13 protein-coding genes and 1 pseudogene are annotated in these 12905 nt (G+C 73.5%); 7 read left to right on the forward strand and 7 right to left on the reverse strand.

The annotated features are described in order from the left end of the window. Complete coding sequence (locus tag ACZ48Z_RS22925) at positions 1 to 951, reverse strand: endonuclease/exonuclease/phosphatase family protein (protein ID WP_468737714.1); 951 nt, start codon at positions 949 to 951, stop codon at positions 1 to 3. Positions 952 to 961: 10 nt separating this feature from the next. Beyond that, positions 962 to 1708, reverse strand: a complete 747-nt coding sequence (locus ACZ48Z_RS22930) for an alpha/beta fold hydrolase (RefSeq protein WP_468737715.1) — start codon at positions 1706 to 1708, stop codon at positions 962 to 964. A gap of 75 nt (positions 1709 to 1783) precedes the next feature. On the opposite strand from ACZ48Z_RS22930, the gene ACZ48Z_RS22935 reads away from it, so the two are divergent. Then, complete coding sequence (locus tag ACZ48Z_RS22935; RefSeq protein ID WP_468737716.1) at positions 1784 to 3127, forward strand: aminotransferase-like domain-containing protein; 1344 nt, start codon at positions 1784 to 1786, stop codon at positions 3125 to 3127. Positions 3128 to 3363: 236 nt separating this feature from the next. Here ACZ48Z_RS22935 and ACZ48Z_RS22940 read toward each other — a convergent pair whose 3' ends face one another. Further along, positions 3364 to 4251: a hypothetical protein gene (locus tag ACZ48Z_RS22940; RefSeq protein WP_468737717.1), complete on the reverse strand. Its 888-nt coding sequence runs from the start codon at positions 4249 to 4251 to the stop codon at positions 3364 to 3366. 181 nt (positions 4252 to 4432) lie between these two features. Between ACZ48Z_RS22940 and ACZ48Z_RS22945 the strand changes: the two genes are divergently transcribed. Continuing rightward, positions 4433 to 4981 (forward strand): SH3 domain-containing protein, encoded by a 549-nt coding sequence (locus tag ACZ48Z_RS22945; protein WP_468737718.1) that lies wholly within the window; start codon positions 4433 to 4435, stop codon positions 4979 to 4981. 78 nt (positions 4982 to 5059) lie between these two features. Here the strand turns inward: ACZ48Z_RS22945 and ACZ48Z_RS22950 are convergent, their stop codons facing one another. Continuing rightward, positions 5060 to 5497 (reverse strand): hypothetical protein, encoded by a 438-nt coding sequence (locus ACZ48Z_RS22950; protein ID WP_468737719.1) that lies wholly within the window; start codon positions 5495 to 5497, stop codon positions 5060 to 5062. Between the two features lie 189 nt (positions 5498 to 5686). On the opposite strand from ACZ48Z_RS22950, the gene ACZ48Z_RS22955 reads away from it, so the two are divergent. After that, on the forward strand, positions 5687 to 7012 hold the full coding sequence (locus ACZ48Z_RS22955) for a hypothetical protein (protein WP_468737720.1): 1326 nt from the start codon (positions 5687 to 5689) through the stop codon (positions 7010 to 7012). Positions 7013 to 7088: 76 nt separating this feature from the next. Here the strand turns inward: ACZ48Z_RS22955 and ACZ48Z_RS22960 are convergent, their stop codons facing one another. Continuing rightward, positions 7089 to 8324: an amidohydrolase gene (locus tag ACZ48Z_RS22960; RefSeq protein WP_468737721.1), complete on the reverse strand. Its 1236-nt coding sequence runs from the start codon at positions 8322 to 8324 to the stop codon at positions 7089 to 7091. A gap of 159 nt (positions 8325 to 8483) precedes the next feature. Between ACZ48Z_RS22960 and ACZ48Z_RS22965 the strand changes: the two are divergent. From ACZ48Z_RS22965 to ACZ48Z_RS22975, 3 genes and pseudogenes are all read left to right on the forward strand, one after another. After that, positions 8484 to 8822: pseudogene (locus ACZ48Z_RS22965) on the forward strand (nSTAND1 domain-containing NTPase); the annotation flags it as partial. 392 nt (positions 8823 to 9214) lie between these two features. Next, entirely contained in the window at positions 9215 to 10030 is an 816-nt protein-coding gene (locus ACZ48Z_RS22970) for a mechanosensitive ion channel family protein (protein ID WP_468737722.1), read from the forward strand. Between the two features lie 98 nt (positions 10031 to 10128). Then, positions 10129 to 10731 carry a tellurite resistance TerB family protein gene (locus tag ACZ48Z_RS22975; RefSeq protein ID WP_468737723.1) on the forward strand — a complete coding sequence of 201 codons (603 nt, stop codon included), beginning with the start codon at positions 10129 to 10131 and terminating at the stop codon, positions 10729 to 10731. A 10-nt stretch (positions 10732 to 10741) separates the two neighbouring features. On the opposite strand, the gene ACZ48Z_RS22980 is transcribed toward ACZ48Z_RS22975, so the two are convergent. Together ACZ48Z_RS22980 and ACZ48Z_RS22985 are read right to left on the reverse strand one after the other, a co-directional pair. Next, positions 10742 to 11041, reverse strand: coding sequence for a DUF6401 family natural product biosynthesis protein (locus ACZ48Z_RS22980; protein ID WP_468737724.1), 300 nt, complete (start codon positions 11039 to 11041; stop codon positions 10742 to 10744). A 209-nt stretch (positions 11042 to 11250) separates the two neighbouring features. Next, positions 11251 to 11457, reverse strand: coding sequence for a hypothetical protein (locus ACZ48Z_RS22985; protein ID WP_468737849.1), 207 nt, complete (start codon positions 11455 to 11457; stop codon positions 11251 to 11253). A gap of 90 nt (positions 11458 to 11547) precedes the next feature. Here ACZ48Z_RS22985 and ACZ48Z_RS22990 point away from each other — a divergent pair, with 90 nt between their 5' ends. Continuing rightward, positions 11548 to 12894 (forward strand): helix-turn-helix domain-containing protein, encoded by a 1347-nt coding sequence (locus ACZ48Z_RS22990; protein ID WP_468737725.1) that lies wholly within the window; start codon positions 11548 to 11550, stop codon positions 12892 to 12894. The last annotated feature ends 11 nt before the right edge of the window (positions 12895 to 12905 follow it).

A 12905-nucleotide genomic window follows, 5' to 3' on the forward strand; every position in this document is an offset into this window, starting at 1 on the left:
TCATCCGGTCCCGTGCAGTGTGATGTCGACGAGGAGGGCGCGGTGGTCGGTGTCCGCCAGGTCCAGGAAGCGGGCGTCGCTCGCCGAGAAGTCCGCCGACACCAGTACGTGGTCGATCTGCGCGCCGATCGCCGGGGCCGTGCGGGCGGGCCAGGTCGGGGTGCGGTCGGAGCCGGCGAGGCGGGCCGCGTCGCGGAGGCCGGTGTCGAGGATCGCGCGGAAGGCCGCGTGGTCCTGGGAGGCGTTGAAGTCTCCGGCCAGGACGGTGGGCGTCTTGTCCACGGCAGCCGCGAAGTCCCGCAGCAGCCCCAACTCCCGGCGCCATAGGTTCAGTTGGCCGGGCAGTGGGGGCATCGGGTGGGCGAGTTGCAGCCGTACGGGGTGTCCGTGGACGTCGGCGACGGCTCCGGGCATGCCCATGGTGCTCCCGGGGATTCCGGCGGCGGGCCTCAGGGGGAAGCGGCTGAGGACGACCGACCCGGTCGAGCCGCTCCCCTCCACCGACCGCCGGTACGGATAGCGCTCGGAGAGGTACCTGCGCAGGGTGGCCGAGCAGCCGTACTCGCACTCCTCCACGAACACGACGTCCGGCTCCTCGCGGCGCACGGCGGTGACGAGGGCGTCGGTGGCCCGGCCGAACTCGACGTTCGAGGTGAGGACGCGGAAGGAGGCGAGCGCCCGGCCGTCCGGTTCGCCGCCCGTCCCGTACGGCACGATGCACCACGCCAGCAGTCCGAGGACCAGGGCCGCCCAGAGCGTCCCGGGCCACCACCGGGTGAGCAGGGCGAGGGCGAGGCCGAGTCCGGCGGGCGCCAGCAGCCACGGGAGGAAGGCGAGGAGCTGGGGGACGGGGGTGATGCCGTCCGTGTCGGCGAGCCGGCATCCGACGACCGCGCTCACGGCGGCGAAGAGCAGGGCTGCGGTCCAGATGCCGAGGCGCCGTCGGGTCACCGTGCCGAGCCTACGAGCGGGCGTCGGCCTTCGCCAGGAACTCCCCGAGGACCGCGTTGAACTCAGCCGCCTGTTCGAGGTTCGGCAGGTGCGCCGCCCCCTCGAACACGTGCAGCTCCGACTCCGGCAGCACCGCGTGCATCGCCTCCGCGTCGGCGACCGGCGTGTAGGTGTCGTCGGCGCCGACGGCCACCAGCGCCGGGACGGTGACGCGGGTCAGCAGGTCGCGGTAGTCGGGGCGGGCGGCGCGGGCGCGCAGTGCCGCGGCGGCGGCCTCGGGGCGGGTGGCCGTCATCATGCGGTGGACGTGCGCCTTGACCTCGGGGGAGGCGTACGGTGCGACCATCTTCTCCAGCACCTCGTCGGCGTACCCGCGCATGCCCTCGCGCAGCAGCCGGTCCGCCATCGCGTGCCGGAACCGCACGCCCTCGGGGGTCTCCGGCGCCGCGAACGTGTCGGCGAGGACCAGGCCCCGGATGCGGTCGGGGAAGCGCCCGTAGCAGTCCATGGCGATCTGGCCGCCCATGGACAGCCCCGCCAGCACGCACTGTCCGACGCCGAGTTCGTCCAGCAGCGCCTCGATGTCCCGGGCGAACCGCCCGAACTCCGTGACGGGGGTCGTGAGCGGTCCGGTGCCGTAGCCGCGCAGGTCGGGGGCGATCACCTGGCGGGAGGCGGAGAAGGCCTCGATCTGCGGGTGCCACATCGTGTGGTCGAAGGGGTGGCCGTGGACCAGGACCAGAGGAAGTGGCGTCATGCGGGCGACCCTAGGTCGGCCTCCCGGCTCGGGGCAATAAGATCTTTGTCCTCGGTGCAATCACAGGGGGTTCCGTTGCACGACTACCGGCGCATCGCCGACCGCATAGCCGCCGACATCACCGCCGGACGGCTCCGCCCCGGCGAACGCCTGCCCCCACAGCGGAAGTTCGCCCGCCGGCACGGGATCGCCGCGTCGACGGCGGAACGGGCCTACGGCGAACTCGTACGGCGGGGACTGGTCGTCGGCGAGGTCGGACGCGGCACCTTCGTCCGCACGGCCCCGCCCGTACGGCCCGGCAGGGGGCTCATCGAGGACGCGGGGGCGGCCGTCAACCTTGAGCTCAACTACCCCTCCGTGGAAGGCCAGTCCGAGCTCCTCACCGCCGCGCTCGCGCCCCTGCTGCGCCCCGACGTGCTGTCCGAGGCCCTCCGCCCGGCCGCCGCCACCGGCACGCCGGCCGCCCGCGAGGCCACGGCAGCCCTGCTCACCACCCCCGGCTGGCGCCCCGGCGTGGACACGGTCCTCTTCACGGGCAACGCCCGCCAGGCCGTCGCCGCCGCCCTCGCCTCCCTGGTACGGCCCGGCGGCCGGGTCGGGGTCGAGGAGCTGACGTATCCCCTGGTCAGGGAGATCGCGGCCCGGCTCGGCGTCACGCTGGTGCCGCTGGCCACGGACGAGGACGGACTGCGCCCGGACGCGGTCGTGGCCGCACACCGCACGGCTCCCCTGTCGGCCCTCTATGTGCAGCCGACCCTGCACAATCCGACCTCGGTGACGACGAGCCCCGAACGCAGACGTCAACTCGCCCACACCGTCAACGACTTGGGCCTGCCCGTCGTGGAGGACCGCATCTGGTCCTTCCTCGCCGAGGCCGACGACCCGCTCGCGGCCCACGCCCCCGCGCTCACCCACGTCGTCGACGGCCTCTCCAAGCGGGTCGCGCCCGGTCTCACCGTCGGCTTCCTCGTCGTACCGCCGTCGCGCGTGCAGACGGTGGCGGACGCGGTCCGCTCCGGTGGCTGGGGCGCGGGCCGGTTCGCGCTGGAGGCGGCGACGGGGTGGATGGCGGACGGGACCGTGGCGCGGCTGGTCGGGGCGAAGCGGGCCGACGCGGCACGCAGACAGCGGGTGCTGGCGACATGCCTGGACGGGTTCGCCGTACGGTCCGATCCGCGCGCCTACTACGCCTGGTGGGAACTCCCGGCCCCCTGGCGGGCGGAGACCTTCACGGCCGCCGCCGCCGCGCTCGGCATCGCGGTCTCGCCGGGACCGTCCTTCGCCGTCGGCCCGGGCCGCACCCCGGACGCGGTGCGGCTCGGGCTGGCGTCGGCTCCCACGGCGGACCTGGAGCGGGCGCTGCGCACCCTCGCCGAGGTCGCCTCGCGGGGCGCGGGTCGCTCCAGCGGGCCGTCGTAGTCGGGCGGCTTGTACGTGGTGTCGGCGTAGCCACCCGTGAGGTCGGTGGTGTTGTCGCCGATGTGCGCGGCGATGTCCGACGCAATGCCTGCCGGGCGCCCGCGCTGTTCGTGGCGGCCCGTCCGTCGGTGCGGGCCTGCGCGGGGCCGGTGACGGCGGCCGGGTCGGACAGCCACCGGCTCCCGGTGACGGCAGAGTCGGCGGCCCGGGCGGGCAGCGCGGCCCGGTGGCCGGCGTCAGCCCAGGCTGGGCGGGCCCGCCGTGGGCCGGGTGGCGGCCGGGAGGTCGTTCGATGACGTCAAGGTCATGTTCAGGTCGACGACCTGCGGGTCCGCCCTGAGCGGCTCGGCCTCGGGCACCCGCCCCCGCACCCGGACGTACCGGCTGAGCCACGCCGCGAGGGCGACGGTCAGGCCCACGGCCACCAGCAGCCAGGACGCCTGGCGCAGCGTGACCGTCAGCGCGTCGTAGATCGCGCCCGCCGCCGGGCGGTGCACCGGATCGGGCAGGTCGGTCAGGGTGAGATGGCGGCCCACGGCGACGGCGAGTCCGAGCAGCGCGCCGCCGAGCGCGGTGCCGAGGGCGGTCGCGGTGAGGGCGCGGCGTCGGCAGGCGGCGACCGCGATACCGGCGACGGCGAGGACGGCGGCCGTGACGGGCAGCCAGAAACCGGCGACTTCGAGCACGTCGTAGCCCTTCCGGAGGCGGTCGAGTTCGGCGGCCGGGAGTACGGCGACCGTGGTGTGGGGGAGGTCCAACGGGGGCTGTGCATAAGGCAGTTGCTGTTCCACCTCGGCGAGGTCGAGCCGCACCTCGTGGCGGCTGTCGTCGTGCAGCGCGTCCAGCACGGCATCGTGGACGGCCCGGTTGCCGGCGTCCCACGCGGTGCGGAAGGCCGGGGTGCGGGCGAAGTCGTGCATGAAGGGCCGCAGCGGCTCGCCGACCTCGCCCTCCACGGCGTCCCGTACGGCCGGGTCGGCGGCGAGGGGCGCCATCGCGGTGACGTACCGGCCCGTGTCGGCGAGGCCGTACACCACCCAGGCCGCCAGCGCGCCGAAGGGCACGAGGAGACAGGCCAGGGCGATCAGTACGGCCGACAGGGCCGTCCTCAGTCGGGTGGACACCCCTCCAGGCAAGGCCGCCCGGGGCCGGGGCGCGAGCGGCGTGCGTACATCCGGGCGCACGCCGTCCGCCGAACGGGTGGCGGCCCGCCGGGGCCCTTGCCGGAACCGGCTGCCCCGTTCTCCGGTGGAGGGTTCACCCGAACGGGTGTCTCATGGATCAAGGGGAAGAAGGAGGCCGACCATGCGCACCACTACGGCCCTGCGGACCCTGGCCGTGGCCGTGTTCACCGGCGCGACGCTCGCCGTCACCGCCCTGGGCACGTTCGCTGCGGCAGCCCCGCCCACCTACGCCGACGGTCACGGTGGCGGCGGTCCGATCTGGGGCACCATCGTCTCCCGCACCGCGCTCAACGTGCGGGCCGAGCCCACCACGCACTCCGCCGTCGTCGACCGGCTCTCACCGGGCAGTCAGGACCGCATCGAGTGCATGGTCCGCGGGCAGAGCGTCAACGGCAACCCGTACTGGTACTGGTTCACCGGCACCCAGGGCTGGGTCAGCGCCGAGTTCGTCGACACCGGCGGGCGTTCCGTGCCCACCTGTGCCGACCCGTGCCCGCAGTGGAAGAACGACCGCTGGAGCAACGCCGACTGGAACGACCCGAGCTGGAACTCCGGTTCCGACTCCTGGGCGGCCTCAGGCTCGGTCTCCTGGAGCGTCTCGGGCTCCTGGAGCTGGAGCGCGGCCGGATCCTCGTCGGACGTCTGGGACTGGATACCGGGCGTCCGGTGAGCGGAGGGATGCGGGATGAGGGAACGCGCGGACCCCGGCGGGAAGTCGGCCGGGGTCCGCGTGTGTCCCGGGAGAGCTCTAGCGGATCCGGTTGCCCTCGCCGTCCTCGTGTGTGTAGTAGCGGTAGAAGAACACGAGGAAGACGCCCGCCGTGACCGCGAGCCCCAGCGCTGTCGACCGCAGCACGCTCTCTCCGCTCTGGCTGTACAGGAACCCGACGGCCGCGCCGGCGAACGCCGACTTGACCCCCGAGTGCAGCTCCCGCTTCAGCAGCGGAGCGAACGTGGCCACCGCGAGGCACAGCACGATGAACGCCAGCGCGGTCACGAAGCCGAACAGGATGTTCCAGCCGGTGATCGGCCCGCCGTCCCGGCGGTTCGCCGCGGCCCAGTAGCCGTAGACGAGACCCAGCACGACGGGGATGCCGTAGCGGGCCGCCAGATGGACCTTCGGGCTGAACACGTCGGGTGTGCGGGCCGGCCCGGTCATCGCGCCGACGGGTGCCGCATGAGCCATGAGAGGACTCCTCTCTCTCCGCCCCCGACTACCAGAGCACACCTGGGTGCGGGCACTGGCAAGTCGAATGACGGCGCACGTCCGACGAGCGGGCAGGAAAGGGACGTTTGCCGTCCTGGGAACTCCCCTTCGCAGCGGGAGCGGTTACCGTGCTGCCGTAAGTGATCGACGGGGGATGGGGAGGGACCGATGCCCGGGACCGTGCTGCTGCTCGCCGCCTCGCCGGTGGGCAAGAGCTGTCTGGTGGACGCGGCGTCCGTGCTTCCCGTGCTCGCGGCCGTGCCGCCCACCGTGCTCTCCGGCACCGACACGGCCAACGTCGTCGAGCTCGCCGACCCACTGGAACCGCAGGCCGTCCTCACCCGGCTGCGTGCCGTCGCGGCCACCCCGGGGCCGCTCACCGTTTTCGTTGCCGGCCAGCTCGTCCTGGACCGGCGCCAGCACCTGCCGCACCTCGCGCTGGCCCGCACCACGCCGGCCACCGTCCGCTACACCGCCCTGCCCTGGCAGTGGATCCGCGAGGAGTTCCGGCTGCGGGCGCCGGGTTCGACGACGCTGTTCGTCGATTTGCACGCCGACGCGGACGCCTGGGGGTGGCTGCGGACGCACACGCTCGACTCGGGGCGCAACAACGCGGTGCTCGGGCGGATCGCGCCGCCGCCGTCCCGACGTACGGTGGCCGTGCCGGCGTACATGCGGACGCTCGCGACGATTCTGCGCAGCGGGTGGCGTCCGCCGGTTGAGCAGTTGCATCAGCAGGCGTTCGGGCGGTTGGGGCCCGAGGCGTACGGCGATGTCGTGCTGATGGTGCCGCCTGCTTCGGTGGCCGCTGCCCCTGGGGGCTTCGCCCCCAGACCCCCTTATCAGCCTGAACGGCCTCGTCCTCAAACTCCCCCAGAGGGGGGACCCCCAGACGGGCTGGTGGGTGCGGCCCCGCCCCTTCGACAAGAACCGGCGCAACCGCCGCAAGAACCAGGGCGCGTACCGCCGCGAGAATCGGCGCAACCTGCGCGGGTACGGGCGCATGAACCGGTGGGCGTAGCGCCGCAGCCTCCGCGCGTACCGCCACAACCTCCGCGTGTGCCGCCGCAGGATCCCCATACCCAGCTCACCGCCGCTGTTCAGGACGGGCGGCATCAGGATGCCGATGGGCTTGCGCTGGCGCATGAGCAGGCTGCGGCGCGGGCTCATGGGGTCGCGTCCGAGCAGGCCCTGCACTGGTCCGAAGTGCGGGCGGATCTCGCGATGTTCGCGCGGGATCCGGCGCGCAGTTGCCGGGTCTGGCTGACGGTGGCGGAGACGCGGTTGGACGCCGGGCAGGCGCCGGACTCGGCGGCTGTGGAGAAGGCCGTGGACCGGGCCCACCACCAGTGGGGTCAGGTGCGCGACAAGACCCGGGCCCAGGAACTCGGCGCCCTGCTCGCGCAGTTGCGCGCCCGCGTCCCCGGCCGCCGCCCCGGCGCACTGGAGAACGTGCGCAGGCAGCTGCGGGAGTTGCAGGCGACGCCGTTCTAGTGTCCTGCGCCTGAAAGTCTCGGCGGTCGGAACCCTGCTGCCGACCAGGCGCGTGGGTCGTCGGCGGGTCAGGACGCTAGCCGAGCATCGCCAGCGCCCCCGAGACCAGCGTGCGCACCCCCGGGGCGACCGTCGACAGGTCGGGGGCGAACTGCGGGCTGTGGTTGCTGGGGACGGCGTCGAACTTCTCCATCAGATCCGTGCCCGGCGCGGCCTCCCAGACGGCGGCCGGGGTGGAGGTCACGAACCAGAAGGAGTACGGGAGTTCGCCGAGCGCGAGCAGGGGGAAGTCCTCGCTGGCCATTGCCGGGCCGGAGTCGAAGACGGTGCCGGTGCCGAAGACCTCGCGGTGCACGGCGGCGACCCGGTGGTCGGTCTCCGGGTCGTTGACGGTGAGCGGGGTCGTGCTGACCGTCGTCACGTCGGGCTCGCGCGGGCAGCCCGCCGCCTGGCACTCCCCCTCGGCGATCCGGCGGATCGCGGCGAGCATCCGGTCCCGGACCGCCTCCGACTGGGTGCGCAGGTTCAGGGAGATGCGGGCGGTGTCGGGGATGATGTTCGCCGCCGTGCCCGCTTCGATGCGGCCCACGGTCAGGACGGCCGGGTCGCGGGGCCTGATCTCCCGGCTGACGACCGTCTGGAGGCGCGTGACGATGTAGGCGGCGGTGACGACCGGGTCGACGGTGGTCTCGGGGCGTGAGCCGTGGCCCCCCCGGCCGTGCACCACGATCTCGACGTCCGTCGTCGCCGACATGATCACCCCCGGCACGTGCGGGTACAGGCCCGCCGGGCCCGGTGTCACATGCTGGCCGAGCAGCACGTCCGGGCGGGGGAAACGGTCGTAGAGCCCGTCCGTGACCATCGCGGCGGCTCCGCCGCCGGCCTCCTCGGCGGGCTGGCCGACCAGGAGCAGCGTCCCGGACCAGGCGTCCCGGCCGTCCGCGAGCGCCTTCGCCGCGCCCGCCAGCCAGGTCACGTGCAGGTCGTGCCCGCAGGCGTGCATGACCCCGGGCGTCCGGGAGGCGTACGGCAGCCCGGTCCGCTCCTCGACCGGCAGGGCGTCCATGTCGGCGCGCAGCAGGACGGTGGGTCCGTCGCCGTTGCGCAGGAGGCCCGCGACGCCGGTGCCGCCGATGCCCTCGGCGGTGTCGAAGCTTGCCGCCTTCAACCGCTCGGCGAGCCGGGCAGCGGTGCGGTGCTCCTCGAAGGACAGCTCGGGGTGGCGGTGCAGGTCCCGGTAGAAGTCCTCCAGGGCGGGGACCGGGAGGTCCGCGGTGAGCTCCAGGGCGATGCGGGCGGCGGCAGAGGTCATGGACGTCAGCGTGTCACTCGTCCGGGTGTCTCCACCATGCCTGACCGGTGTCACGGGGCACGGGGGATGGAAGCGGCCGCCGACGCGAAGGGGGGAGTGCGCGTCGGCGGGCGCGGTCGGGGGAGCCCGTGCGTCAGAACGCGGGGACCGCGGAGGGCCCGGGCCGGCCTGATCCCCCGGCTGCGACGCGAGATCGCACAGCGCGATCGGCCGGCGGCGCTGCGGATCCTCACACCGGGCCCGACACCCGCCACGACCCACGGCCACCTCCTCGCCCCGGCCGGGGCGGAGCCGGAGAGCTGGGTGGTCGTGGACCAGTTCGAGGAGGTCTTCACCCTCTGCGGCGACCCCCGGGAACGTGCCCGCTTCATCGACCTGCTGCTCGCCGCCCGCGACCCGGACAGCGGACTGCGCGTCCTGATCGTCGTACGCGCCGACTTCTACGTCCGCTGCGCCGAGCACCGCGGCCTCGCGGACGCCCTGCGCGGCGCCGGGCTGTCCGGACGGCGGCACGCCGGCCGTCGCGGGCACGGCGGGTGGTCTGCAGCTGTGGGACGTCGCCACCCAGCAGCCGCTGGGCGGGCCGCTGACCACACCGGGCGAGGAGATCGGGACGCTCGCCTTCGGCGCGGACGGTTCGACCCTGTACGCGGGCAGCGCGCACGTCCCGCTCCAGCGGTACGCCGTCGATCCGGGGCGGGTGCCGGCGACGGTGTGCGCGCGGGCGGGCGGCGCCGGGCCGACCCCGGCGCAGTGGCGGACGTACGTGCCGGACGTGCCGTACCGGCGCGTGTGCGGTTGACCCGTTCGGCCCAGTTCGACGCGGCCCCGCGCGGGTGCCGCTGCTATCCACGAGGGAGGGGGACGGCACCCACCGAAGGAAGGCCGGCATGGCCAGCACCCTTTCCATCGACTTCACGCAGGGTCTCAACGACGCATGGTCGAAGGTCGCCCAGTTCGTGCCGAAACTCGTCGCGTTCCTGATCGTCCTGGCCATCGGCTGGTTCGTCTCGAAGCTGATCGCCCGCGTCCTGGACCGGGTCCTGCGCAAGGTCGGCTCCGAACGCCTCTCCGAACGCGCGGGCACCGCCCGGCTGCTGCGGGACTCCGCGTACGACATGACGGGCATCGTCTGCAGGATCGTCTACTACGCGTTGATGCTGGTCACCCTCCAGCTCGCGCTCGGCGTCTTCGGCCCGAACCCCGTCTCCACGATGATCAACGGCATCGTCGCCTGGCTGCCGCGGGCGATCGTGGCGGTGGTGCTGATCGTGGTCGCGATGGCCATCGCCAACGCGGTCCGGGGCATCGTCTCGGGCGCCCTGTCGTCCGTGTCCTACGGCCGTACGGTCGCCACCGTCCTGTGGGCCTGCATCATCGCGCTGGGCGTCATCGCCGCCCTCGGCCAGGCGGGCATCGCGCGGGACGTCACCCGGCCGCTGCTGTACGCGGCGCTCGCCACGGTCGCGGGCATCCTCGTCGTCGGTGTCGGCGGCGGCATGATCCAGCCGATGCGGCAGCGCTGGGAGCGGGCCCTGACCACGGTGGAGACCGAGTCGATGCGGGCCCGGGGCAGCATGGCCGCCTACCAGGCGGGCCGCGAGGACGCCCTGCGGAACCAGCCGGTCCAGGAGCGCACGGACATGCGGGGACCCGGCGGGATGCCGGGCGACGGCACCGGCATGCGGGACCCCGACGGCATGTGATCGGGGAGCACGGCACTCCGGCCGGACTTGGGGGAACCTTTACCCGGGTCCGGCCGTTGCCGGAGTGAGATCACTCAACGAGTACCGAGGTGACGTCGATGGCACTGTTCGACCGGCTCAAGGACCAGGCCAAGAACCTGCAGCAGCAGGTCCAGGGCGGCCGCGGCACGACCGGTGGCCAGGGCGCCGGTGCCTCGCACGGTTCCCCGTACGGAGCGACGCCCGCCGCCGGTTCGCACGGCAGCGGTTCGCGCGGCGGTTCGCGCGCCCAGCTCGTCGGGGTGCTCAAGACGCAGCTCGGTTCCCTCAAGACCGAGTTGAAGAGCGGCGCGTACCGGGACGCCAGCATGGCGATGCGCGCCCTGGTCGCCGCCGCGGACGGCCAGGTGGACGGGGCCGAGATCCAGCAGATGGAGTCGCTGATCCTCGGCAACGAGGTGCTGCAGAACTTCCCGCCGGAGCAGCTGCGCACGCGCTTCCACAAGCATGTGGACCAGCTCACCCGCAACTTCCCGCAGGGCAAGGCCGAGGCGCTCCAGGACATCGCCAAGGCCGCCAAGAAGCCCACCGAGGCGCGAGCGGTGATCCAGACGGGCATCGTCATCGCCGGCGCCGACGGTCACTTCTCGCAGGCGGAGCAGTCGGTCCTGCGCGAGGCCTGCGCGGCCCTGGGCCTGTCGCCCGCGGAGTTCCAGCTCTGAGGAGCGCCCGTCAGCCGAGCAGGTCGTGCCGCGTCACCAGCCAGCTGATGGCGGTGAGGCGGCACACCGCGTAGTCGTGCCCCACGGGCTCCCGCCAGTCGATCTCACCGAGCGCGTCGAGGAAGCCGACGGCGTAGTCGGCGAGGTCCTCGCGGTGCGGCGGCCGGGGGATCAGCCCGGGGTGGTTGGCGGCGAGCCGCTCCCGCAGCTCGGCCACGTGCTGGTCCACGGCGGCCACGAAGGCGGGCTCGAACGCGAACTCCGCGAACCGCGGGGCGAACGAGCTGCTGATCCTGGCCAGGGGGGACATTCCTCCACGGTAGAGGCGGTTCGTGCGCTGGAGGAGAGCCACCGGGGATGGTCTCCGTCACAGCGGGAGCGGGCCCGTCCCGGGGGCTTGGCCGGGGGCTCAGTTCGCGGTTCCGATGCTTTCGCGGGCCCTGCGTTCCGCTGCCGGGGATTGGGTTCTGTCACGGCGCACCGGTCGTGCGGGCCCGGTCCCGGGGCTTGGCCGGGAGCTCAGTACGCGGTGTTCACGACTGCCTGTCGTGTCTGTGCGAGCTGTCCGGCGGGGTGTGGCTCCGATGCCTTTGCGGGACCCGCGTTCGCCGCGAGGATCAGCGTGGCCACGGTCACGACCGCGGCGGCGAAACCCCTGGTGTAACGCGCGGTGGTGCTGGTGCGTTCGAGCACGGCGACCTCGCAGCGGTGACGGTGAGAATCCATGGCGGTGGCAGCGTATTAAGCACGGTTAATACGTCGCTTAACCTAGGGGTTGCGCGAGCCGAACGGCAAGAGGCGCTGGGGGAGTTGGCCATGTCGGAGCGGGACGACCCGGGCGTCATCGGGCGACGGGTGCAGCAGCTCAGAGTCGAACGCGGGCTGACCCAGAAACAGGTGGCCGAGCCCGCCTACACACCCGCCTACATCTCCACCCTGGAGGCCGGCCGGGTGCGGCCCTCCGACGACGCGCTCCGGCATCTCGCCGACCGGCTCGGCGTCGGGTTCGAGGAGCTGGCGACCGGCCGGCCGGCCCGGCTCGTCACCGATCTGCGGCTGCGGCTCACCGAGGCCCAGCGCACCCTGGCCACCGGAGAGGCCGAGGAGTCCGCCGCACAGTACGCCCGCCTCCTCGCCGAGGCCGACGCGCTCGACCTCGCCGACGTACGGGCCGCCGCCCTGCTGGGGCTCGGGGAGTGCGCCGTGGAGACGGGCGAACTCGGCGCCGCACGCCAGTACTTCGAGCGGTCCGAACAGGCCCTCGGCGACGACGTACCGCTGCCCGCCCGGGTCCCCGCCCTGCGCGGGCGCGCCGTGGCCCACTACCTCACCGGTGAACTCCGTTACTCCGTCTACCTCTTGGAATCCACCATCGACGAGCTCAACCGCGGTGGACTGCACGACCCCGACGCCCTGCTCCTCCTCTACGCGAGCGTCATCGGCCCCTACATGGACATGGGCGCCCACGCCCGCGCCGCCCAGGCCGCCGAACTCGCCCTCGCGCTCGCCCCGCGCTCAGGCGACCCCGCCCTCGTCGCCCGGATGCACCGGTCCGTCGCCCGCACCCTGCTCGCCGAGGGCCGGGTCGCCGAGGCCGACGCCTCCCTCGCCAAGGCCGCCGAGCTCTACCGGCAGCTCCAACTGCGCACCGAACTCGCCAACTGCCACTGGATGCGCGGCTACGTCTACGCACAGAACGGCGAACTGGAGCGCGCCGAGACCGAGTTGCGGCAGGCCCTCGACATGCTCTCCGCCAAGCGGGCCGCCCTCTACTCCAGCCAGGTCGCCGTCGAGCTGGCCGACGTCCTGCACCGGCGCGACAGGTCCGACGAGGCCGCCGCCCTCCTGCACGACGTGCTCAGCGACTTCAGCCCCGAACGCGGCGCCCTGCACTCCGCCGCCGCCCACCGCCTCCTCGGGATCATCGCCGAGGACGCCCGCGACACCGAGGCCGCCGAGGAGCACTACGTCCGCGCCCTGAGCCTCCTGGAGCGAGCGGGCGCCGCCGGTGACCTGGCCGACCTGTGCCGGCTGCTCGGCGATCTGCTCCGCCGTACGGGACGGGTCGAGGCGGCACTCGACGCGTACCGGACCGGCCTCGGGCACCGTACGGCCCCCGGCACCACCACCCTGGGACCCGCACCCGCACAGCCACCTCTGTGACGGTTCCGGGC

This window comes from Streptomyces sp. NPDC031225, from assembly GCF_055570355.1.

Excerpts from the sequence above, each read along its gene's own strand:
- ACZ48Z_RS22930 (WP_468737715.1), bottom strand. The coding sequence starts at position 1,708 with ATGACGCCACTTCCTCTGGTCCTGGTCCACGGCCACCCCTTCGACCAC.
- ACZ48Z_RS22945 (WP_468737718.1), top strand. The coding sequence starts at position 4,433 with ATGCGCACCACTACGGCCCTGCGGACCCTGGCCGTGGCCGTGTTCACC.
- ACZ48Z_RS22950 (WP_468737719.1), bottom strand. The coding sequence starts at position 5,497 with ATGGCTCATGCGGCACCCGTCGGCGCGATGACCGGGCCGGCCCGCACA.
- ACZ48Z_RS22955 (WP_468737720.1), top strand. The coding sequence starts at position 5,687 with ATGCCCGGGACCGTGCTGCTGCTCGCCGCCTCGCCGGTGGGCAAGAGC.
- ACZ48Z_RS22960 (WP_468737721.1), bottom strand. The coding sequence starts at position 8,324 with ATGACCTCTGCCGCCGCCCGCATCGCCCTGGAGCTCACCGCGGACCTC.
- ACZ48Z_RS22970 (WP_468737722.1), top strand. The coding sequence starts at position 9,215 with ATGGCCAGCACCCTTTCCATCGACTTCACGCAGGGTCTCAACGACGCA.
- ACZ48Z_RS22975 (WP_468737723.1), top strand. The coding sequence starts at position 10,129 with ATGGCACTGTTCGACCGGCTCAAGGACCAGGCCAAGAACCTGCAGCAG.
- ACZ48Z_RS22980 (WP_468737724.1), bottom strand. The coding sequence starts at position 11,041 with ATGTCCCCCCTGGCCAGGATCAGCAGCTCGTTCGCCCCGCGGTTCGCG.
- ACZ48Z_RS22985 (WP_468737849.1), bottom strand. The coding sequence starts at position 11,457 with ATGGATTCTCACCGTCACCGCTGCGAGGTCGCCGTGCTCGAACGCACC.
- ACZ48Z_RS22990 (WP_468737725.1), top strand. The coding sequence starts at position 11,548 with ATGTCGGAGCGGGACGACCCGGGCGTCATCGGGCGACGGGTGCAGCAG.